This window comes from Enterobacter cloacae complex sp. XAL002 (genome assembly GCF_049236805.1).
In the GTDB taxonomy this organism is placed as follows: domain Bacteria; phylum Pseudomonadota; class Gammaproteobacteria; order Enterobacterales; family Enterobacteriaceae; genus Enterobacter; species Enterobacter intestinihominis.
Genome location: NZ_JBMKJN010000076.1, coordinates 1 through 779, shown reverse-complemented (window position 1 = coordinate 779; position 779 = coordinate 1). Strand labels below are relative to the sequence as shown.

The window sequence follows — 779 nt, the reverse complement described above, 5'->3', positions numbered from 1 at the left end:
GGGAGCGTAAGCCAGTGACTTCGGCGTCAAATGAGGGTCTAACAAGTGGAGCTGCGGGTTAATTCTGGGTGATCTGGCTGCGATGCTTTTCAGCCTGCTGCTGATGAATAACGGAAGACTGACCATTATTCGCCTTCTCGTGCACAACAGCGGCTTTTTCATGCTCGTTCATTTCTGAAAATGACGTTGCTGATTCGTTGGTGGCCCCTGGTTTGCCTTTCATCATTTTTTTATGCATCTCCGCCATGTCCTGGTGGGCAGAAGCGTTGCCGTTTTGCATCATTTCATGGGACATTGCAGCCTGATCGTGTCCGCTCATATCCATCATTGTCATACTGTCTCCCTGAACAGCGCTTTTTTCAGAGGTTGACTGCATCTGATGGGCGGGTGCCTGGGCATTATTTACCTGGTCATGCATGTTCATTGTCTCTGCAGCCATGGCGGATGAAGCGACAGCCATAATGGCAACAAATGATACAAGGATCTTTTTCATGGTTGGGTCTCCGGTGTTTTCATACCCAAACAATCAACGGCTTATAACAGAGAAAGCATTTGATCTCAGGGCGGGTTATTCATCACTCCAGGAACCAGGCGATTGCGTTATCACTCTGCTCCTGATTTATGTATGATTATAAAAAACCGCCTCTGTTTATCGCGTGACTGAATGATGACAATTTTGTCACCTTCCAGGTTTCTCCTGAAGAACGGGATTAATCCATTAACAGGCGCACACTGAACACAATTTCCCGCCCCTGCTGTTCTGCTGACAGCTCGCCGCC

Annotated in this window: 1 protein-coding gene; it reads right to left on the bottom strand. The window is 48.1% G+C overall.

Annotated features, from left to right (window positions below):
- Positions 1-58 precede the first annotated feature (58 nt).
- Positions 59-493 carry a hypothetical protein gene (locus ACOT0L_RS24005; protein ID WP_000723070.1) on the bottom strand — a complete coding sequence of 145 codons (435 nt, stop codon included), beginning with the start codon at positions 491-493 and terminating at the stop codon, positions 59-61.
- Positions 494-779 lie beyond the last annotated feature (286 nt).

Coding starts and splice junctions, on each gene's coding strand:
- ACOT0L_RS24005 (WP_000723070.1), bottom strand. CDS start 493: ATGAAAAAGATCCTTGTATCATTTGTTGCCATTATGGCTGTCGCTTCA.